This window comes from uncultured Pseudoalteromonas sp., from assembly GCF_963922945.1.
Classification (GTDB): domain Bacteria; phylum Pseudomonadota; class Gammaproteobacteria; order Enterobacterales; family Alteromonadaceae; genus Pseudoalteromonas.
Genome location: NZ_CAWUKC010000075.1, coordinates 1 through 18,967 on the forward strand (window position 1 = coordinate 1; position 18,967 = coordinate 18,967).

16 protein-coding genes are annotated in these 18,967 nt (G+C 40.3%); 6 read left to right on the top strand and 10 right to left on the bottom strand.

Features of this window, described 5'->3' with window-relative positions; translation table 11 throughout:
• Nucleotides 1–51 precede the first annotated feature (51 nt).
• The 3 genes from AABI99_RS14190 (at nt 52) to lepB (ending at nt 2,162) form a co-directional block, all read left to right on the top strand.
• Nucleotides 52–1,014 carry a zinc-binding dehydrogenase gene (locus AABI99_RS14190; RefSeq protein WP_338366538.1) on the top strand — a complete coding sequence of 321 codons (963 nt, stop codon included), beginning with the start codon at nt 52–54 and terminating at the stop codon, nt 1,012–1,014.
• A 103-nt stretch (nt 1,015–1,117) separates the two neighbouring features.
• On the top strand, nt 1,118–1,372 hold the full coding sequence (locus tag AABI99_RS14195) for a DUF2999 family protein (RefSeq protein WP_004586776.1): 255 nt from the start codon (nt 1,118–1,120) through the stop codon (nt 1,370–1,372).
• A gap of 139 nt (nt 1,373–1,511) precedes the next feature.
• The gene (gene lepB / locus AABI99_RS14200) at nt 1,512–2,162 is read left to right on the top strand and encodes a signal peptidase I (RefSeq protein ID WP_338366539.1); all 651 of its coding nucleotides are present in this window, start codon (nt 1,512–1,514) and stop codon (nt 2,160–2,162) included.
• A gap of 32 nt (nt 2,163–2,194) precedes the next feature.
• Here lepB and AABI99_RS14205 read toward each other — a convergent pair whose 3' ends face one another.
• The 4 genes from AABI99_RS14205 to nirB form a co-directional block, all read right to left on the bottom strand.
• Nucleotides 2,195–3,448 carry a nitrate- and nitrite sensing domain-containing protein gene (locus tag AABI99_RS14205; RefSeq protein ID WP_338366540.1) on the bottom strand — a complete coding sequence of 418 codons (1,254 nt, stop codon included), beginning with the start codon at nt 3,446–3,448 and terminating at the stop codon, nt 2,195–2,197.
• 268 nt (nt 3,449–3,716) lie between these two features.
• Nucleotides 3,717–4,583, bottom strand: coding sequence for a uroporphyrinogen-III C-methyltransferase (gene cobA / locus AABI99_RS14210; RefSeq protein ID WP_338366541.1), 867 nt, complete (start codon nt 4,581–4,583; stop codon nt 3,717–3,719).
• A 10-nt stretch (nt 4,584–4,593) separates the two neighbouring features.
• Complete coding sequence (nirD, locus tag AABI99_RS14215) at nt 4,594–4,947, bottom strand: nitrite reductase small subunit NirD (protein ID WP_338366542.1); 354 nt, start codon at nt 4,945–4,947, stop codon at nt 4,594–4,596.
• A complete protein-coding gene (gene nirB, locus AABI99_RS14220) occupies nt 4,934–7,510 on the bottom strand; it encodes a nitrite reductase large subunit NirB (protein WP_338366543.1) in 2,577 nt (858 codons plus the stop codon). Before nirB ends, nirD begins: the two co-directional genes overlap by 14 nt.
• Nucleotides 7,511–7,877: 367 nt before the next feature.
• On the opposite strand from nirB, the gene AABI99_RS14225 reads away from it, so the two are divergent.
• Nucleotides 7,878–9,968: a pyridoxamine 5'-phosphate oxidase family protein gene (locus AABI99_RS14225; RefSeq protein ID WP_338366544.1), complete on the top strand. Its 2,091-nt coding sequence runs from the start codon at nt 7,878–7,880 to the stop codon at nt 9,966–9,968.
• A 64-nt stretch (nt 9,969–10,032) separates the two neighbouring features.
• Here AABI99_RS14225 and AABI99_RS14230 read toward each other — a convergent pair whose 3' ends face one another.
• From AABI99_RS14230 to AABI99_RS14240, 3 genes are all read right to left on the bottom strand, one after another.
• Nucleotides 10,033–10,308 (bottom strand): hypothetical protein, encoded by a 276-nt coding sequence (locus tag AABI99_RS14230; protein WP_338366545.1) that lies wholly within the window; start codon nt 10,306–10,308, stop codon nt 10,033–10,035.
• A gap of 90 nt (nt 10,309–10,398) precedes the next feature.
• On the bottom strand, nt 10,399–10,653 hold the full coding sequence (locus tag AABI99_RS14235) for a hypothetical protein (protein WP_338366546.1): 255 nt from the start codon (nt 10,651–10,653) through the stop codon (nt 10,399–10,401).
• A gap of 215 nt (nt 10,654–10,868) precedes the next feature.
• On the bottom strand, nt 10,869–11,492 hold the full coding sequence (locus tag AABI99_RS14240) for a glutathione S-transferase (RefSeq protein ID WP_338366547.1): 624 nt from the start codon (nt 11,490–11,492) through the stop codon (nt 10,869–10,871).
• A gap of 99 nt (nt 11,493–11,591) precedes the next feature.
• On the opposite strand from AABI99_RS14240, the gene AABI99_RS14245 reads away from it, so the two are divergent.
• Nucleotides 11,592–12,476 (top strand): LysR family transcriptional regulator, encoded by an 885-nt coding sequence (locus tag AABI99_RS14245; RefSeq protein WP_338366548.1) that lies wholly within the window; start codon nt 11,592–11,594, stop codon nt 12,474–12,476.
• Nucleotides 12,477–12,564: 88 nt separating this feature from the next.
• Here the strand turns inward: AABI99_RS14245 and AABI99_RS14250 are convergent, their stop codons facing one another.
• Together AABI99_RS14250 and AABI99_RS14255 are read right to left on the bottom strand one after the other, a co-directional pair.
• Entirely contained in the window at nt 12,565–13,221 is a 657-nt protein-coding gene (locus tag AABI99_RS14250) for a carbonic anhydrase (protein WP_338366549.1), read from the bottom strand.
• A 282-nt stretch (nt 13,222–13,503) separates the two neighbouring features.
• A complete protein-coding gene (locus AABI99_RS14255; protein WP_338366550.1) occupies nt 13,504–15,576 on the bottom strand; it encodes a TonB-dependent receptor in 2,073 nt (690 codons plus the stop codon).
• Between the two features lie 197 nt (nt 15,577–15,773).
• On the opposite strand from AABI99_RS14255, the gene AABI99_RS14260 reads away from it, so the two are divergent.
• Nucleotides 15,774–16,694, top strand: coding sequence for a LysR family transcriptional regulator (locus tag AABI99_RS14260; protein WP_338366551.1), 921 nt, complete (start codon nt 15,774–15,776; stop codon nt 16,692–16,694).
• Nucleotides 16,695–17,098: 404 nt separating this feature from the next.
• Here the strand turns inward: AABI99_RS14260 and AABI99_RS14265 are convergent, their stop codons facing one another.
• A complete protein-coding gene (locus AABI99_RS14265) occupies nt 17,099–18,733 on the bottom strand; it encodes a diguanylate cyclase (RefSeq protein ID WP_338366552.1) in 1,635 nt (544 codons plus the stop codon).
• Nucleotides 18,734–18,967: the final 234 nt, after the last annotated feature.

Below are 18,967 nucleotides of genomic sequence, written 5' to 3' on the forward strand. Positions count from 1 at the left end.
AATCCTGAAAGGTTAACAGGCCCTAATTAAAAGGTTAAATACGGAGCATTAATGAAATATATTTCTCATGAGGATGGCACCCTTGCATTTAGTGAAACCGATAAACCGGTTTTAAAAAGCCACGAAGTGCTAGTAAAAGTATCTGCTATAGGTGTAAATCGCGCTGATTGCATGCAGCGCCAAGGTAAATATCCAGCGCCAGCTGGGGATAGCCCCATTTTAGGTTTAGAGTGTGCAGGCACAGTGGTTGAGCTGGGTAGTGAAGTTGACAAAAGTTGGCTTTATAAACGTATTTTTAGCTTATGCGCGGGCGGGGCTTACAGCGAGTACGTAGCTATAGATGCCAAACAATTAATGGCATTACCCGATGAGCTAACCATGGTAGAAGGTGCTGCCATTAGCGAAGTATACCTAACAGCATTTGGTGCGCTTTTTGAACTGGGTAAATTACAACAAGGCCAAACTGCGCTTATTCATGCCGGGGCTAGTGGTGTAGGCGGTGCGGCTATTCAAATGGCTAAAAGTGCAGGTGCTACGGTGGTTATTACAGCCGGCTCAGATGAAAAATGCGAGCATGCAAAAGCCCTTGGCGCCGATCATGCCATTAACTACAAAACAACTGATTTTGTAGAATATATGCAAGCAAATGAGCTTTTAGCAAATGTAATTGTCGACCCTGTATCGGGCAGCTATTTAAATAAGAATGCAGCTATTGCTGCTATGGATTGCCAAATTATTATGCTCGCCTTTTTAGATGGGCGCTTTGCCGAAGTTGATTTTGCAGCGTTATTACGCAAGCGTGTTTCGTTTCATGCATCAACACTTAGAAACCGCAGTATAGAGTTTAAACGCCAATTACGCGATGATTTAGTCGCGCGTTTTTACAATGATATTGCAACTAAAAAATACGACTTTAACGTGTATAAAACGCTCCCTTGGAACGATGCAAACGAAGCGCATGCTATTTTAGAGCGTAATGAAAATGCCGGTAAAGTGGTATTGCTTGTAGAATAACCACCTAATGTAACACTGAGGCGTGTGTTGGCGTTGTTAATGCATGGCTCAGCTAATATAATTTAGTAAATATAAAATACGTACAAAACACACAAGGTTAAAAATGAACCCAATACTAGCAATACTCAAAGAGCACAATGTAAGTGATGAAAAAGTAAAAGCATTGTTTGAAGCGTTTACTCAAAACCCAATGATGGCTATGGCGCTTGTTCAAGAGCTTGGTATTCCACCTGAAAAACTACAGCAACTAATGGCCGTGGTGATGACTCAACCGCATTTAATTAAAGAGGCTACCGACGAGCTAGGCTTAGATTTTGAAAAAGTAAAAGAAGCGAAAGACAAACTAAACCAGCAATAGGCTTCATAAGTTACCCTTTTACCAAGGCATCAGCCTTGGTAATTCTACCTAATATCACCACACTTTTTGTTACATTCTCCATTGAACTGCTTGGCTTTAACTTAGTCATACTATTACTTATGATAGGTAGGGACTAGGTATGAAGGCACTTTATAAATTTTGGAAGAATAACCGTTCGTTAATTATATTTATTGCGCTGATGAGTGTGTTTAGAAGTGCAGTTGCCGATTGGTATGAAGTACCGACAGGTTCGATGAAACCCACTATTTTAGAAGGCGATAGAATATTAACTGATAAAATGGCCTACGATATACGCATACCATTTACACATATTCCTTTAGTTAAATTAGCCGACCCACAAACTGGCGATATTATTGTATTTGACTCTCAAGCTGCTGATAACCGGCTAATTAAACGCGTAATTGGCGTACCGGGTGATACCGTAGCGCTTTATAACAACGAGCTTGTAATTAATGGCGTTAAACTTAAATACAATAACGTGCAAAGCAATATTGATTCTTTAGACAGAATAGAAGACTTAAATGGTCACAAACACACGATTCGTGTTGCACACACGCCTTCACGGCTATCAGGTTTTGATACAATTACTATTCCAGATGATTATTATTTAGCCATGGGTGATAACCGCGACCACAGTGCTGACTCGCGTGTCATTGGTTTGATCCCTCGTAGCGAACTACTTGGAAAAGCAGAGCGTATTATTGTCTCACTTGATTACGATGATTATTACTTACCCCGTAAAAACCGCTTTTTAAAACCTTTACTTTAGGGCGGTTTTGGGTGCTAACCACACGAGCAATGTTAATCGCTTAGCTCTACAATTTTTTGCGCAATAGTATATAGAGAGCAGTGCGAATCCATTGCTTGCTTTTGTAATTTTTTATGGGCTTGCTCTTCACTAAGGCTTAGCTGTTCAATTAAAATATACTTTGCCTGATGTATTATTTTTTGTTCTGTTATTACCCGTTTAGCATCAATTAAAGCTTGGTTAATTTGCTTAATATGTTGGCTTTGCTCCATGATTAAGTCGTACATGCTTTTATTGCTATTGAGTTTATTAGCGGCGGTATTTTGGGGGTTATCATGGTTAAATGCGAGTTGGCCGTCGGTCATGATCATGTATTGTTCTTCAAGGTTGCTTATAACCTGTTTATTAGAGTTTAAAGTGCGCTGCGCCTTGGCTATTTGCATTGCTGCAGTGTCAATAAGGTAGTCACTGAGGTTTTGCTCAATTTTGTGCATAATATCGATACGCGTTGTTGTTACCTCGTACCACACCTCGCTAAGCTGAGAAAGCGGCTGCGCGTTTTCGTCATCTAAATTTTGTAAAAGTCCACGTAACTGATCCACCTGCTTATTTACTGGGTGATCAGTTAATGAGCGGTAGCATTTTAATACGTGATCGTCGGCGTATTCGTTAAAAAACGTAAAGCTGTGGTGCTGTTGTTGCACAAAATGAGCAAGTTGTTGTTTTTGCTCCACCGTAAATTTACTTGATGCGAACGCTTGCGCGCCACACGCACGCTCTTGCCCGGCGTATTCTTTACCTTGCATAAAATTAAAGTAAGCTACTAGCAAGCGAGTAACGCGTGGGTCACTGGCACCATCGGCGGCTTCTAAAATTATATTTAGTAAATACGCTATAAGTTGTGTGTATGATTGCGTAGCATGCACAGGACTCACTTTTTGATTTGCTATTTGCACTCTAAGGTTTGGTAGCGCATCTAACGATTGCAAACTATGGGTAATTAAATTGTATAAACGGGTGTGACCTGTGTCGGCGTTATCGGTAATAAAAGTGGTTTTAATTGAGTGGTAAAACTGCGTTTGCGTTTGCTCTGTTAAGCTAATTTGTTGTTTTAACTGCGAGGAAAAGCGTTTGCGGTTAGAGGCTAAATAAATATTGCTCATACCGCGTTCTTTTTGTAACTGATGTATAAAATCGCCCAGCTTAGTAAGCGATGCACAGCTTTTTTGTAGCTGTTTTAATGCATGAATCTCTTGATATTTTGCTGCTAATAAAAACTGTTTTGTGAGAGGATTGCTCGATAACATAGGACTTGTTCCACACTTTTTTGTATATAAAGTGCAACCACTGTTCCAATGGTTTAAAAAATTTTCGATTGAATTTAAAATTAAATTAAAACAGTTGCTTAAACCATACTTGTTAATTGTTCCCATTTTAACGTATCTGTTCTTATTACAGGAGCAACCCTTTTTGGTGCAAAAATAGTTGTTTTTGCACTCGATTGCGCCCTTCATTAATTTGGGAAAAAAAGTGTTTACTCTGTAAACTGCACAGAGCAAACACCAGAGGGGGAATTTATGCGTTGCTACATTGCAACAATGCTGGGTTGATAGCCATTTGATGATTTATTACCTCGCCCACCATAATGAGCGTAGGGCCCGTGAATGTGTGCTGCGCATTCTCACTAATAATTTGTTCAAGCGTGCTGGTTATTATTTTTTGCTGAGTGGTGGTGGCGTTTTCTATTAAGGCAATGGGGGTTGTTTTAGGCCAGCCAACCGATTGCAAACCAGTACGTAATGCGTCTAAACGTCCTAAACCCATATAGACGACTAACGTGGGGTTATTAGAGCCCTTTATATAGGTGTAGTTGTGCCAATTAGGGGGGTTATTCGGATCGGCAAATTGCGCCGTTAAAAATGTGACACCTCGGGCCACATCACGGGCGGTAAGGGGGATACCGGTATACGCTGAGGCAGCACAGGCTGTGGTAACGCCAGGTATAATAGCAAAATTAATATGGTGCTCAGTTAAGGCGCTCGCCTCTTCATTGATGCGCGCAAAAATACTCGGATCACCCCCTTTTAAACGAACAACTTTACACCCTTGTTGTGCGTATTTTACTAATAGGGCACTAATGGCAGCTTGTGGCATAGAGTGCTTTCCTGCGCGTTTACCTACATACACTTGCTGTGCGTGTTTAGGCAAGGTATTTAAAAGCGCTTCACTCACTAGGCTGTTGAACAATACCACATCGGCTGCTGCAATGAGGCGCTGTGCTTTCACAGTTATAAGCTCAGCATCGCCTGGGCCTGCTCCTATTAAATACACTTGGCCGTTTTTTTTATGTTTAGCTTTGTGCTTTGTACCGTGTGTTAGCTTATTAACAAATTTGTTCAGCCACAGGCTTTCAATACCTGAAAAATACGAAAGAACACTCATTTTATGCTCCTCAGGCTAACGCGGTAATGGCTTTTGGCTCAGCGCTGACAAAAACACTACCGCTGTCTATTTTGGCTTCAAATACGGGAAGCTGTATTGCCTCTGCTTCTAGGCATTCGCCGGTGTTTAAACAAAAATGTTGCTTATACAAAGGGGAGGCGACGACTAACTTTCCATCAATAGAGCCAATAATGCCGCGCGATAGTACATTGGCTTTACCTATTGGGTCGTAGTTGCTAATGGCTAATACAGGCTCACTATTTTGTGGAACATAAAATACGGCCACTTGTTGGTTGTTTACTAAAGCGCATACGCCACTATTAGCAACTAGGTCGTCGGTTGTTCCAATTTTATGCCAATACATCAGCTTGCTCCTGCTCAATTTCCACTACGGGAATACGGTTTGTTGAATTTTGCTGGTTACGTTTTTCAGACTCAGTGGCGGGGCGAATTTGGTTGCGCTCTTGTACAAATAAAATATTGCTATCGGCATCTGGGCTATTAATAAATTGGCGGAACCGTTTTGAGGCTTCAGGACTTTCGACAGCTTTTTTCCATTCGCAGGCATAAGTTTTAGTTATAAGCGCCATTTGCGCTTCAAGTTCGTGGCGAATTCCTAAGCTGTCGTCTATTACTACGCTTTTTAAATAATCTAACCCGCCCTCTAAATTTTCCAACCACACTGAGGTGCGCTGTAGCTTATCGGCGGTTTTAATGTAAAACATGATCACACGGTCAATGTATTTAATGAGTGTGTCGGTATCTAAATCGGTAGCAAATAAATCAGCATGGCGTGGGCGCATACCGCCATTACCACATACATATAAGTTCCAGCCATTTTCGGTCGCTATTACGCCTATGTCTTTGCTTTGTGCCTCAGCGCATTCGCGAGTACAGCCCGATACAGCCATTTTAAATTTATGTGGTGCACGTAAACCTTTGTAGCGGTTTTCAATTGCAATTGCGTGGCCAACACTGTCTTGTACACCATAACGACACCATGTACTGCCAACACACGATTTAACCGTTCTGAGCGATTTACCATACGCATGGCCGGTTTCAAAACCTGCTGCTATAAGCCTTTGCCAAATAATAGGAAGTTCTTCAAGGCGTGCACCAAATAAATCAATACGCTGCCCACCTGTGATTTTACAATAGAGATTAAAGTCTTTGGCAACTTGGCCAATAACAATGAGTTTATCGGGAGTAATTTCTCCACCTGCTATACGCGGTACTACAGAGTAGGAGCCATCTTTTTGCATATTAGCAAGGTAAGTGTCGTTGGTGTCTTGCAGGCCAACATGAGCAGGCTCTAAAATAAAGTCGTTCCACGTTGAGGCTAAAATAGAGGCCACCGCGGGCTTACATATTTCACAGCCGTGATGACCGCTACCATGTTTTAGGAGTAAATCATCAAACGTTTTAATGCTCTCTACTTTTACTAAATGCAGTAACTCTTGGCGCGAAAATGCAAAATGTTCACACACATGGTTGTTAACTTCAACGCCACGGCTTTCAAGTTCACTATCGACAACTGACTTTAATAATGCGGCACAGCCACCACAGCCGCTGGCGGCTTTGGTGCACGCCTTAACTGTGGCTAAATCACAAGAGCCGACATCAATGGCACCCACTATATCGCCTTTGCTTACATTGTGGCATGAACAAATAGTGGCGGTATCGGGCAGAGCATTTCCCGCTAAAACAGGTGCGCCTTCGCTGTCAGGTAAAATCAGGCACTCAGGGTGTTCGGGTAATTCCATGTCGTTTAACATGTACTGCAACAATGTGTCGTAATCGCTGGTATCGCCAACAAGTACTGCGCCTAATAACTTATTACCGGCCTCGTTTAAGATAATTTTTTTATAACAATCACGAATAGGATCTTGATAAATTAGCTCTTTGCAATCGGGGGTTTTAGCGTGAGCATCACCAATTGAGCCTACCTCTACACCGAGTAGCTTTAATTTTGTGCTCATATCGGCACCTAAAAACTCAAGGTTGCCGCCTGTTAGTTGGCTTGCTGTAACGCGTGCCATGTTATAGCCAGGCGCGACTAAGCCAAAAAGTTTTTTGTGCCAAAGGGCGCACTCGCCAATGGCATAAATGTCAGGGTCTGAAGTTTGGCATTGATTATTGATTACGATACCGCCGCGCTCTCCTAATTCTAGCTCGGCTACTTTACCTAGCTCATCGTAAGGGCGAATACCGGCTGAGAACAAAATTAAGTCGGTTTCTAAAAACGTGCCATCTGAAAAATTTAATCTGTAACGGCTTATTTCGCCTTTTGCTATTTCGCTGGTGGCCTTAGCGGTATGCACGCTCACGCCCAATTTTTCAATTTTGTTTTTTAATAGCGTGCCACCTTGAGAGTCGAGTTGGACAGCCATAAGTTGGGGGGCAAATTCAACTACATGAGTATCAAGCCCAAGTTGCTTAATTGCATTGGCCGCTTCAAGTCCTAATAAACCGCCACCTATAACAACGCCACTTTTGCTTTGAGCAGCGCTTGCTTTTATTTGCTCTAAATCCTCTAGGGTACGGTAAACCAAGCAATGGGGTTGGTCATTCCCTTTAATTGGCGGTACAAACGGGTACGACCCTGTTGCTAAAATAAGCTTATCGTAACTAAACTTATCGCCAGTTTGAGTGCTAACTACTTTGTTTGTTTTATCTATTTCATCAACCCATTGGTTTATGTGCACATTAATATTTAATTGCTGATAATTATCAAAGGTGGTGAGAGCTAAATCGGCGGCTGTTTTACCATCAAATACGCTGGATAAGTAAACACGGTCATAAGCTAAGTTTGCTTCTCCGCACAGTACGGTAATGTGCGCGTTAGCGTCGCTTTGGCGCATTTGCTCTACAAAATGGTGCCCAACCATCCCATTACCAATAATGAGTATTTTTGTTGGTGTTTGCATTGGTATCCCCTCAGTGACGGTTAATTAAAAAACAAAAAAGCCCGCCACAGATACAAGTTAATGCAACTGCGAGCGGGCTTCTTTGCCTACGGTTGGTTTCTCAACCTTAATTTGTGTCGTTATTAATACGCGCTTTGTTATTTTAATGTAAGCAAAAATATGGCCATATTTTTAAGTTTTTGTTTTTACGAGCTTTACTTCATTTAAGTTTGATATAAACCCGTTTGCTGTATCGGGGTGGTGCACACAAAGCACTAAGAGTGTGCACAATTGTCTTTGAAATATGAATTATCAGTCAATAAAAGACGGATTATCATAAGTACTTTATTGCGCTAAATTTGCCCTATTCATAGCATTGGGGTTAAGTATGCAAAATATAGACACAAAAAATGAATCACCATTTCATACAGGTGAGCTATTAATACAAGACAAACTTGGAAAACGAGAAATAATGGCAAAATTTGGCGAACGTGCCGTGCGTTCATATATGCCAGAGCAGCATCAATCGTTTTTTGAGCAGTTACCATTTGTGGTGGCTGGCAGTGTTGATGAAAACGCCGATGTGTGGGCCTCTATTATTTCAGGTAAACCTGGTTTTTTAAGAACGCCAACATCTACATCATTATTAATGACGCACGGGGTTGATAAAAACGATCCCTTGTACAGCGCGTTAAATATTACAGGCTCGCCAATTGGTTTATTAGGTATTGAACTAAGTACGCGTAGGCGTAACCGCTTAAACGTACGCGTAGGTGAGGTAATTAGCGATGAGCAAGTAAGTTTTAATGTTGATCAATCTTTCGGAAATTGCCCACAGTATATTCAAACACGTAACTTAACGTTTAATAGGGACCCTTTAGGCAAAAATAATACAATACAAAAAGTTGAATTTAGTACACTTGATAATGCGGCAATTAGGTTAATAGATAGCAGTGATACGTTCTTTGTTTCAAGCTTTATAAATGCAAAAAACAATCCAAAAATTGAGGGTGTTGATGTGTCTCACCGTGGTGGGATGCCGGGTTTTGTAAAGCGTGAAGGTAACACGTTAACTATTCCAGATTATGCGGGTAATAATTTTTTTAATACCTTGGGTAATTTTTTAGTAAACCCAAAAGCGGGTTTATTATTTCCTGATTTCGACACGGGTAATATATTAATGCTTACCGGCAGTGTTGAAATTTTATGGGATGGGGATCCAGAGCTTGAAGGCTTTATTGGCGCAGACCGAGGTTGGAAATTTACTCTTACTAAAGGAATGTGGCTTAAAGACTTACTCCCTTTTACAGCAAAATTTGAAGCTTACTCCCCAAACACAACAATGACAGGCACATGGCTAGAAGCTGAAAAAAACAAACAAGCCGCAAAACTAAAACATACATGGCAGCCTTTTAAAGTAACTAGCATAACAAAAGAAAGTGATGTCATTACCTCTTTTTATTTAGAAGGTGATGACAATACAACCTTGTTAGAGTTTAAAGCTGGGCAGCATTTAACCGTACAAGTACCCAGCAAAAATAGTAATAGCAAACCTGCAATTAGAACTTACACGGTTTCATCGAGCCCGCATGAACATTTTTATCGCTTATCGATTAAAAAGGAGCTTAATGGTGAGGTGTCTAATTACTTTCATAATCACGTTAAAATAGGCGACGTTATTTTAGCTAAATACCCGCAAGGACAATTTTTTATTGACCCAACGAGCACTAGACCTGCGGTACTTATTGGTGGTGGTATAGGAATTACACCCATGATATCAATGGCTAAATACATTGCCGATGAAGGGGTAAGAACCCGTTATTCACGGCCTTTACATATCTTTCATAGTGCTAAAAACAGCCATCAGCGCGCCTTTTATAATGAGCTAAAAATGCTTGCCGATGCCAGTAGCGGCACAATTGATTATTATTCACTTTTATCTCAGCCTGAGCCTGTTGAAGTTGAGGGCGATAGTTTTGATTTAAAAGGGCGAATAAATGCGGATGTGCTCAAAAGTTACTTACCGCTAGATGATTATGAATTCTTTTTATGCGGTCCTGAAACGTTTATGCAGCATGTATATAATGAGCTTTTATTGCTCGGTGTACAGGATAAAAACATATTTGCAGAAGCATTTGGGCCCTCCGCGATTAAGCGCAGAGTGCTCAAAACGAGCGAAACGCCTAACAACCCAGTGAGTGTTGAGGAAGCCGACAACACCGTTATTAAATTTAGTAAATCAGGCTTTGAACAACGCTGGAATAAAGGTGACGGGACGCTACTTGATATAGCCGAATCCCATGGTTTAGAGCCTGAATTTGGCTGTCGAAACGGCACCTGCGGCAGTTGCGCTGTAAAAATAAATGCTGGGCGTGTGGCTTATCGAAATAACGTAAGTTACCCAGTAGAGGACGGGCAGGCGCTCATTTGCTGCGCCGTACCTGCTAAAGGCGTTGATGAGCTGGATTTAGAGTTGTAGCACTTAAGCTGCAGTTATTAAATGGCGATGTGTCATGACCCATCTTTGGTTATGAGTAGGCTTTTTAATGTGCGGTTTTGATTGCAGCAACCTTATTTCTTAAATCAATATTTGAAGATGAATAGTTACTAGCAAAAGGGAAAAAGCACAATTTTAAAATTGAAGCTATTAGGTTATCGTCACTATATCGCTGTGCTACTTCGTTATCGGTTACACCAAACTTAGTTACAAGCGTGCTATAAGCGCTTAGCGCATTAGCAGTATGTAATTCATAGTCAATGCTTTCTAGGACCTCAAAAAGCGCCTCTTTGGAGTATTGTGAGTAATCAGTACTATCCATATGCGTTTATCTTGTCAATTATTGAGTGAGCTTACAAAAAACATAAAGTTCTATAATGGGTGGAGAACTTACTTATTAACCAACATTTTTTTATTCACTATGGCTTATTTTTGTTTGTAATAAAGTGATACGAGAGTTTAGCCTTTTAAAGGCTAATTGAGCGTAAAAATAGTGTAGAAAAAAAGCAATAAATCCAGAAGCTGCAATTGCAATTAGTGGCTCAGTAAAAAACAGTAAAGCCAATATGGCGGTTGAAAATACGAGCGTTAGTAATAAAAAGTGAACTGAGCCAAACATTCTTCTGTTTTTCTTTTCAAGCTGAGCGATATGTGAATCTATATCCATTTTTGAACACTCCGTGATATTGCGTATTATGATTACATTATCGTTTTAGCTTATCGCCCTTTATCCTCTGTGTATATAAGCTACTTATGTATGTACTTATAAATAGAAAATTCCTTAAGCGGTTGTCAAAATTAAGATTTAATTTTTTAGTAGGCAATTTTCTCTATAAAAAAGAGGCTTAATAGCCTGTTGTAAGCAGTAAAAAAGCTTAAAGCTTAAGCAAGTAGACCTGCTTTTGTTTCGGGCATTGCTATAAAGCCATCAAGGTTACGAATGTTGTTTAACCATCTTAAAATATTTGGGTATTGCTCAAGCGATACACCGCCTTCTGGTGCGTGTGCGATGTACGAAAAATTGGCAATGTCGGCAATAGTAGGCTGTGTGCCTACTAGGTATTCACGATTTTGTAAGTATGCATCCATTGTATTAAATAACGTGTGAGCAATATTTATTGCGTTTTGATGATCAAGCTGGGCACCAAATACAGTAACTAACCGCGCCGAACATGGGCCTGAAGCGACAAGCCCTGCAGCAACACTTAACCAGCGCTGGATTTGCGCCTGGGTTAACACATCTTCTGGGTACCAGGTTTTGTTTTCGTCAAACTGTTGTGCCAAGTACACTAAAATAGCATTTGAATCGCTAATGATGTTGTCGTTGTGTTTAAGCACTGGCACTTGACCAAAAATATTCATCTCTAGAAAGTCGGACTGTTTATGTTCGCCGTTTTGAAGTGCAACATCTACCATATTGACATCAAGCTTTAAAAGCGATGTAAATAACTCGGCACGATGTGAATGTCCAGATAAAGTAAAACGGTATAAAGTTAAGTTTTTCATAATGTTTCTCATTGAGTGTTGGTGCGTTTATTTTGCACTAAATACAAAAATGAAAAACCGCACTGGTGATGATTTTATGTCAATGCTATATTGACAATCATGGACACTATTACTGGTATTAAAACAATTATTGCAGTTGTTGAAACGGGCTCGTTTACAGCTGCAGGCGACAGGCTAGGGCTTTCTAAAGCACTGGTAAGTAAGTACGTGGGTGTTGTAGAGCAAGAGTTAGGGGTTAGGTTATTTAACCGCTCTACGCGGAAAATATCTATTACCGAAGCTGGGCAAAGCTATTATGCAAGCATGGTTCCAGTGATCGAAAGCTATAACGAAATGCTTGATAACTTATCAGGCCAAGGTGCTGCAGTAAACGGAAAGCTGCGAGTAAGTGCACCAGTTTCATTTGGTGAAACAAATCTTGCGCCATTACTACCTGAGTTGATGAATCGTTTTCCTAATTTAAGCATAGAGTTAGTGCTTTCTGATAAAACAATAGATTTACTTGAAGAGGGTGTTGATTTAGCAATCAGAATTGGCAGTGTATCTGACTCCAATTTAATTGCGCGGCAAATTACGAGCTACCCGTTAATTTTATGTGCGTCGACTGATTATATTGAACACGCTGGCGCGCCATCAAATGTTGCAGACCTTGAGCGCCATGCAACGATAATTGATAGCAACTTTAAAATAGGCAAACACTGGCCAATTGTATCGCCAGCGGGCGAAGCACTTACTGCCACTGTTAGTTCACGTATTGCTGTAAATAACCCACGCGCGGTAAAAGAAGTTGTATTAGCCGGCGGTGGTATTGGCCTCATTCCTGAAATAGTAGTAAAAGACGATATTGCTGCGGGCAAACTTGTACAAGTAATGGCAGAATATAAAACCTTTGAATTTGGCTTATTTGCAATTTATCCGCATAGAAAGTTTGTAGCGCAAAAGGTTAAAAGCTTTGTAGATTTTTTATTCGAAAAATTTAGTTAACTGAGATATAAACGCCAGAGGTTCATTTTATAAATAAAATGGGGCTTACTCTTATTAAGCACAAATAAGAGTAAGCAGGTGAAGTAAGTTATTTGCCTTGTTTTGCAAGGGTTTCTACATCGGTATCTTCAACAGGTTTAAAGCTACCTGTTGCTTCATCGTAGGTTTTAATTTCTGCAGATTCTATATCATATACCCAGCCATGTAGTTTAACTTGACCGGTTGCAATTTTTGCAGCCACAGCAGGGTGTGTTTTTATATGCTGTAATTGTTGTACTACGTTCTCTTCAATTACTAAGCCGAGGTGGTCGTTATTATTTAGCTCTGCGCAACCGCATTTTTCTTTTACAACCTCAGTGGCTACGCGGCTGTGTCCAAGCCATTCTTTAACGTGTGGTAAGCTAGACAAACCTTCAGTATTTATTGCGCCTTTCATTGCACCACAATCCGAGTGCCCACAAATAATAATGTGTGATACGCCCAGCGCTGCCACTGCAAATTCAATTGAGGCAGTCATGCCGCCGGTTTGATTGCTATGTGGCGGGATAATATTGCCCGCGTTACGACAAATAAATAATTCACCAGGCTCGGTTTGAGTTACTAAGTTAGGGTCTATACGTGAGTCTGCACAGGTGATAAATAACACTTCTGGGTTTTGACCATTGGCTAGTTTTTGAAACGCTGCTTTTTTTGATGGGTAAACTTCTTTTTGAAACTTAGCCACGCCCGAAATAATATGTTCCATGTACAACTCCTATTGGTGTAATTAAATGGTGTTATTTATAGCTTTAATTGCCTAACAAATTAACGCCATTATAACTTGTTATAATTTGTTTTGTACTCTTATGCTGTTTAATATATTTCAAGCGCGTAACTAATAGCATATTGGAATGAAAGAAATTTATAAGCTGAACACCCAAAGGTAATTTACAAGGAGTGGTGAGTATAAATTTATATAAGTAGGGTAAGTGTTTTTGATTGAAGCATTTGCGGTGTAATGGGGCGTTTTTACACGCCCCAATGATTATTAAAACTCGTAGTTAAAGCTTAAAGTAAGTCTTCTTCCATCTAACACTACACCGTAGGTATCGTTAGTTACAACGCGATCTGTAACATTATATAAACCCGCCATGAGTTTTAGGTCGTTAGTCATCCAGTAACGTGCACCTATATCCATCATTGTATAACCTGGCGTACCATCGCTTAAGCTGGTGCGGCTTAAATAGTCGGTAGTCTCTCCGCGATAATTCACACGGCTCCACAGATTAATAGTGTCGCTGGCATCCCAATCTAGTGATACATTAGCCATACTTTTTGGAATTTTATTCAATGGCTCGCCAGCAAAGTCACCGGTTTTTTGTTCAGAATCTGTGTACGAATAATCAGCCTTAACACGAAGGTTTTGCGCAATACGATAATTTATTGTGGCCTCTAAGCCTTGCATTTGTGCTTTTGAGATATTTTTTCGTGTACTTAAAAACTGATAGGTGTTTCCGCTGAATTCACATTGGTAGTTTTCAAAGTCATTCCTATCAATATTTTCGCTAACACAGTATCTATCTTCTGCAATTTTATCATCAAAGTTTGTATGGTAAAGCATTAAGCTGGTTGATAGACCTACCTTGGGGTTGTTATAAATAAAACCGACCTCGTAGTTAACGCTGGTCTCTGGTTCGAGATCTGGGTTACCTATGATCAAGGCGCGTGAAATTGATGTTCCATCAGGTGATAAGTTAGGTGAACCGCCACCGCCAGTGCCTCGACCAAAGCCGGCCGTTGCTTGTGACAATGAAGGTTGGGTATAACCAGTTGAAACCCCGCCTTTAACACTAAAATGATTTGTTGCACGCCAATTAGCATAAATACGCGGGGACCAGTGCGAACCAAATTGCTCATCGTTGTCGTAGCGCAAACCCGTTGTTATGCCCAAGTCGTCTACAAAATTCCACTCAACCTCTGTAAATAAAGCGCCAATCCATCGATCGACTGTATCGCTGGCTATTGCTACGTTAGCATCGAGTAGGCCGTTTGTTTCATCAACTAACTCTTCTGTTTTATAGCGCGCGCCTAGGGTATAAATGTGTTTATCACTCGCGTAGGTTGCTGATGTGTTGAAGGTGATCACTTCTTCTTTTTTATCTTCATCTTGCACGCGTTCTGATAAATCTTGCTGAAGATACGTATTTGTAGTGAGTCTGCCATAATTACCATTATGTGTTACTACGTACATTTGCTTTTCATACTCATACTCAGAGCCTTGCGCATCAATAGCAATAGACTTGCCTGGGCTATGTTCAAAATCTATAGTTGATGTGTTATAGGCTAAGCTCATGCGATTTTGAGGATCAATGGCCCAGTTAAACTTAACACCTAATTGCGTTGTATCTGAGTCGGGGCGACTTGCAGCTGAATCACCACCACCGGAGTAATCACTTTCATCGGTATGTTGTAAAGACCCTGTCAGCTCAACACCTAACACATCTTTTATTAAAGCGCCGCCTAGATAAAAGTCGCTGTTGTATTCATCGTTACTTACATCATTCATTGCAGAGGTATAACTAGCCGCTGCACTGCCAGACCATTGCTGTGGCGCTGCACGAGTAATAATATTAATTACGCCACCCATTGCCTCTGATCCATAAAGTGATGACATTGGGCCGCGAATAACTTCTACACGTTCAATCATTGCAAGCGGGGGGACACCAATTTGCTTACCACCGTCGGAACCGTTGGTATTGACAGAGCGGCCAGCTGAAAGAGGGCGGCCGTCAACTAGGTATAAGGTGTACTGATCGTCCATACCGCGGATGCTAATATCTTGCATATTACCGCCACCACTAACGTAAACACCAGGGATATCGCGAACGGCGTCGACGACAGTTGTATAGGAATGCTTACGTAACTCTTCTTGCAATATCACTGAGATAGAAGCTGGTGCATCAATAATTTTTTGCTGGTAACCACTGGCTGTTACAACCATAGTTTCCATTTCATTGATATTTTCTTTTGCAGAAACCCCCATCGCTAAAGGGATAAGTAAAGCCAAAGGTAATTTTTTACAGGTCAATGGTGCGAGCTTAAATGCTGAGCGGTTGCACATTAAATTGTTCTCCTTTACATGTAGACCATTTATTTTGGAGTGCAAATGATAATCCTTATTGTTATCATGTAAAGCAACTTAAAAGGAACACTGTGTTGCTAAACGTGCAACACATGAAGAACGTTTGTTTATTAATCAAACGGTGTATGAGCGTGCTTAAAAATTTTTTAATTACGCCAAACGTTGAGGAATATTTAATGTCACAGTTTAAAGAGTTACGTAGCTTTGTTTCGGTTGTCGGTTCCGGTAGCTTATCTAATTCGGCCAAAACGCTTCAATTATCAAAATCGACCCTTAGCCGACACCTCAAAAACTTAGAACACGATATTGGCTACACACTCCTTAAAAGGATGCCTAATAGCTTAGTCCCCACAGAGGCGGGGCTGCGCTTTTATGAGTACTGCGAGCAAATATTGCGTATAGCTAAACAGGCTAAACATGAGCTAGATACATTGGATGAAAAAGTACAAGGAGAAGTAATTGTTTATGTTGATAATGGGTTACTTAGGGGATGGCTAGGCGACGTGGTTGCTCAGTTTTTAACGCAGTATCCAGATGTGAGTGTAACATTAAAAACAGACATAGGAGCCAACTCAAATCAATGGCGAGAGCACATTTTATTGTGCATGGGCGCTCTTCCAGAAACAAGCCAACGGCAAGAAAAGTTGAGCTTGCTCTGGCAAGGTGTTTTTGGCAGTCAGGAATACTTCAACCGTAATGGTTACCCCAAGTCCCCAGAGGATTTGAGTAACGTGCAATGGCTTCAGTTAATTGGTAATGAAAACGAACAGCTAGAAATGACTGATCAGCGCGGCAATACCTTTAATGTAGCAGTCCCAGCATCGCGAATTCAATCTGATCAGCTTGTATTGCAAGGGGATGCAATAAGCCACGGGCATGGGTTGGGCCTGTTACCGTTATGGCAAGCGAATATGCGCTTGAGTGCGCACCCAGGATGTTTTGAGCGATGTTTAGATGAGTGGGTCGCAGACCCGCTGCCTGTTTGGCTATGTTATCCATTTGGTAAGCTAGCAAAAAAACAGCACGCGTTTATAGAACATATAAAAAGTAATTTACCCACAGCATGGCGCACAGATGTTTGTAAAAGCATGCAGTAGTACCTGTAGCTTTGCATCCTAAAGTGTTTTGAAACTTACAACAGAGAAAACCGCTTTTAAACCTTACAAAAAAAATGCGACTCATTATTATTTATCTTTTTGCATGTTAGCATTACGCTCTCGTTCACTCTTAAATTAAAAAGGAAATTATTTAAATGGGCAAAAAATTCATAAGAATGTGTTTAGTCGCTGTGTTTAGCTTTTACTCGGTTGCAAGCTTTGCTAATTACCCTTATCTATTAAGCTAGATGGCAGCACTACAGTTGTTATTGAGAAAAAACCAAAAAATGTTGTTGTATACGATAACCCTACACAGTGGTATGTAATAACTGGCGGATATACAAGTGTACTTAATACTGTTAATGAGCTAAATGCGCGTTGGTAATACGTTATAGGCATCATGATTAACATACTTTAAGTTTATGAGCTGATTTTAAGCTATACATGCGCTCATCGGCTAAGGTTAAACACTCAGTATGGCTTTGGCATTCATCGCTCGATGCTATGCCATAACTAATACCTGATTGCGGCCATTGCTGTTGAATAGTGCTATGTAATGCAGTGAGCTTTTGTGTAAGCGTGGTTTTTTGTTGGGGGAGATTTAATTTATTTTTAACTTTACATAACCAAATAAATTCATCTCCTCCGGTTCGAAACACAGTGCCATCTTGTGCTAGGTGGCGCGTCATTAAACTTGCAGCGTTAATTAAAAATGCATCACCTTTTGCGTGGCCGTATTTATCATTTATCTTTTTTATACCATCACAATCTATAAACACAATAATGTAAGCACTGTGCGCTAATTTACTAAGTTCGTCATTTAATAATAATCGGTTGCCAACTCTAGTGAGCGGATCAAAGCGTGATTCATACAATAGGGTACTAAACTGATGTTGCTTCAGCTTTAACCACTCAGATAAAGACAGCAGAATACATATGCAATCTATTGCTAAGGCTATCAACACAAACACTTCTGCTGAGGGTGTGTTTACTAAATCAAAATGAAACGCAACGTAAACGATTAATGAAAGGCTATATAATAAATTTCCAAATAAAAAATATTTGGCCCTAAAGTCATTCAATCTAAGCATAACAAACCCAGTTGTTAGGCTGAGTAAAACCCATAAAGCCGCTAAAACGTGCGCGATGTAAAATACTAAATAAAATGGTAAAAGTAGGCTGCATACGCCGCAGATAAATGATGCTATGGCACAGGTTTGTAAAGCGTTACCCAATTTTGCGGTTTTTTCTCTATCAAAATTAAACAAATAGTAGGTAAACGCGGCGGCGCAGCTTATTGCAAAGGCAAATAAATACATGCCTAAGTAATGTTTATTAAATATAGGACTTGCGTATACTGCATTTATAGCCCCCGAGGCAAATGCCCACCCAAGAGCATGCAAACCTACATACCCCGCACAAAATAAAGCCACTTTTTGTTTTACTCTAACAAAAATTATAAAAGCCATGGTTGCTAAAGTGAGCATGATAGAAATAGCAACAAGGGTTAGTGAGTTTATATAGAACTGATGATGCAAAAATGCATCCTCGCTTAATATAGTTAAGTCAACAGGTGTAGGGTAGTGCTTAGCTTCTAGGTAAAGCCATAGAGTACCGTTACTTGGTTTTAATAGTGATAGTTTAATTGCTTGGCCATGCATTAAGATTGCAGGTTGGTTAACGTGAGATTGCGAAAAATCACCTAGTTCAATTATATCACCTTGATCTGTTTGCCAATAAGCTAAACCTACGTCGATAAAATTAGCTTGCGGTAGTACATACCAATCTCCAGCGGTGGAGCTATTAAGTGCAATTTTTGTCACTACAGCGTCACTTTTACCGAGTAAGTTACTCGTTTCACTCGCATTTTTATAAGATGTAATTACTTGCTGTGCAGATGGAGGCGTATTGAAGGTGGTAACAGGGCGCCACAGATTATCATCCTCTAGGGTCATGTTGTTATTAAGTGTATAAGCATGTGCTAGCGAGCTAAACAAAACACAGAAAAACAATATTGTTAATATACCAACCCGTACCATACCTAAACTCCCTTTAAAACCCACTAAACGATTATAATCAAGTCGCAAACAAATAGTATATAAATCAAACAAAATTATTGGCTTTAAGTAATAGCTTAATTTGGAATTAAATAGAAATATGCACTAATGGATAAGTAATACGAGGACTTTTTGTTTACACGAATTTATAAACACCGCGGGTGTTTGCATAATAGCTAGGATTTAAAACAGGTAGCGCGCTAACCAACTGAGCTA

What these genes read in the sequence shown, in the direction of transcription:
- AABI99_RS14190 (WP_338366538.1), top strand. Translation starts at nt 52, where the DNA reads ATGAAATATATTTCTCATGAGGATGGCACCCTTGCATTTAGTGAAACC.
- AABI99_RS14195 (WP_004586776.1), top strand. Translation starts at nt 1,118, where the DNA reads ATGAACCCAATACTAGCAATACTCAAAGAGCACAATGTAAGTGATGAA.
- lepB (WP_338366539.1), top strand. Translation starts at nt 1,512, where the DNA reads ATGAAGGCACTTTATAAATTTTGGAAGAATAACCGTTCGTTAATTATA.
- AABI99_RS14205 (WP_338366540.1), bottom strand. Translation starts at nt 3,448, where the DNA reads ATGTTATCGAGCAATCCTCTCACAAAACAGTTTTTATTAGCAGCAAAA.
- cobA (WP_338366541.1), bottom strand. Translation starts at nt 4,583, where the DNA reads ATGAGTGTTCTTTCGTATTTTTCAGGTATTGAAAGCCTGTGGCTGAAC.
- nirD (WP_338366542.1), bottom strand. Translation starts at nt 4,947, where the DNA reads ATGTATTGGCATAAAATTGGAACAACCGACGACCTAGTTGCTAATAGT.
- nirB (WP_338366543.1), bottom strand. Translation starts at nt 7,510, where the DNA reads ATGCAAACACCAACAAAAATACTCATTATTGGTAATGGGATGGTTGGG.
- AABI99_RS14225 (WP_338366544.1), top strand. Translation starts at nt 7,878, where the DNA reads ATGCAAAATATAGACACAAAAAATGAATCACCATTTCATACAGGTGAG.
- AABI99_RS14230 (WP_338366545.1), bottom strand. Translation starts at nt 10,308, where the DNA reads ATGGATAGTACTGATTACTCACAATACTCCAAAGAGGCGCTTTTTGAG.
- AABI99_RS14235 (WP_338366546.1), bottom strand. Translation starts at nt 10,653, where the DNA reads ATGGATATAGATTCACATATCGCTCAGCTTGAAAAGAAAAACAGAAGA.
- AABI99_RS14240 (WP_338366547.1), bottom strand. Translation starts at nt 11,492, where the DNA reads ATGAAAAACTTAACTTTATACCGTTTTACTTTATCTGGACATTCACAT.
- AABI99_RS14245 (WP_338366548.1), top strand. Translation starts at nt 11,592, where the DNA reads ATGGACACTATTACTGGTATTAAAACAATTATTGCAGTTGTTGAAACG.
- AABI99_RS14250 (WP_338366549.1), bottom strand. Translation starts at nt 13,221, where the DNA reads ATGGAACATATTATTTCGGGCGTGGCTAAGTTTCAAAAAGAAGTTTAC.
- AABI99_RS14255 (WP_338366550.1), bottom strand. Translation starts at nt 15,576, where the DNA reads ATGTGCAACCGCTCAGCATTTAAGCTCGCACCATTGACCTGTAAAAAA.
- AABI99_RS14260 (WP_338366551.1), top strand. Translation starts at nt 15,774, where the DNA reads ATGTCACAGTTTAAAGAGTTACGTAGCTTTGTTTCGGTTGTCGGTTCC.
- AABI99_RS14265 (WP_338366552.1), bottom strand. Translation starts at nt 18,733, where the DNA reads ATGGTACGGGTTGGTATATTAACAATATTGTTTTTCTGTGTTTTGTTT.